The 1,190-nt window shown below is 61.5% G+C and carries 2 protein-coding genes; both read left to right on the forward strand.

The genetic code is table 11. The annotated features are described in order from the left end of the window. The coding region (locus AC1DJN_RS22025) for an ABC transporter permease (protein ID WP_478040292.1) at positions 1-648 on the forward strand (648 nt) is incomplete at its 5' end. Continuing rightward, positions 645-1,190: ABC transporter ATP-binding protein (locus AC1DJN_RS22030; protein WP_478040294.1), on the forward strand; the 546-nt coding region annotated here is incomplete at its 3' end. The genes AC1DJN_RS22025 and AC1DJN_RS22030, both read left to right, overlap by 4 nt.

The following is a 1,190-nucleotide window of genomic DNA, read 5'->3' on the forward strand; positions in this document are numbered from 1 at the left end:
ACCATCCTGTCCGAGGTGCTGTCGGCCAAGCTGCCGGGCATCGATAACAAGTATGCCTACGCGCTTTATCTGATGGCCGGCACGCTGTGCTGGAGCATGTTCGCCGAGACAATCGGCAAGTGCGTTTCGTTGTTCGTGGACAGCGGAAACCTGATGAAGAAGATGGCCTTCCCACGGATCTGCCTGCCGTTCATCGCCGCTGGCACGATGCTGGTCAACAACATACTGCTGTTGCTGGCCATCTTCGCCGTATTTGCCGTGCTGGGTCACTACCCTGGCCCCGAAGCGATGTGGCTGCCGGTGTTGATCATGATCACGCTGCTGTTCGCCATGTCCATCGGCCTGCTGCTGGGCGTGCTCAACGTGTTCATGCGCGATATCGGGCAGGTGGTGCCGGTGGTTCTGCAGGCACTGTTCTGGCTGACCCCCATCGTCTACAACATCCGCATCCTGCCCGAAAATGTGCAGCACCTGTTCATGATGAATCCGCTGTATCCGCTGGTGAGCAGTTACCAGAACGTTCTGCTGTACGACCAGCCGCCCTTGTGGAGCGCGCTGGCCTGGTTGGTGGGCGCCTCGCTGATACTGGCCGTGGCGTCGCTTGTTGTGTTCCGTCGTGCAAGCCCTGAAATGGTGGATGCGCTATGAGTGGTGAGATGCGTGTTGAGGGCGTCGGCAAGGCGTACCGTGTCTGGGGCAGCGAATGGATGCGCGCAGCCAGCTGGTTCGGCCTGCCCACCCGCCCGCGTGAAGAGAACTGGGTCCTGCGCAATGTCTCGTTCACCATCGCCCCTGGCGAAGCGGTGGGCGTTATCGGCCAGAATGGCGCCGGCAAAAGTACCCTGCTGAAGCTGATCACCGGCACCGCACAACCCACCGAAGGGCGGGTGACACGTACCGGACGGGTCGCGGCGATCCTGGAACTGGGAATGGGCTTCAACCCGGACCTGACCGGCCGTCAGAACGCTTTCCATTCGGCCGGGCTGATGGGGTACACGCAGGACCAGATCGAAGACGCGATGCCGGGAATCGAGGCTTTTGCCGAGGTGGGCGAGTACTTCGACCAGCCGGTGCGCACCTATTCCAGCGGCATGCAGGTGCGTGTTGCCTTTGCCGTGGCTACCGCGTTTACGCCGGACCTGCTGATCGTCGACGAGGCATTGTCGGTGGGCGACAGCTACTTCCAGCAC

Source organism: Stenotrophomonas sp. 05L414_2 (genome assembly GCF_056397905.1).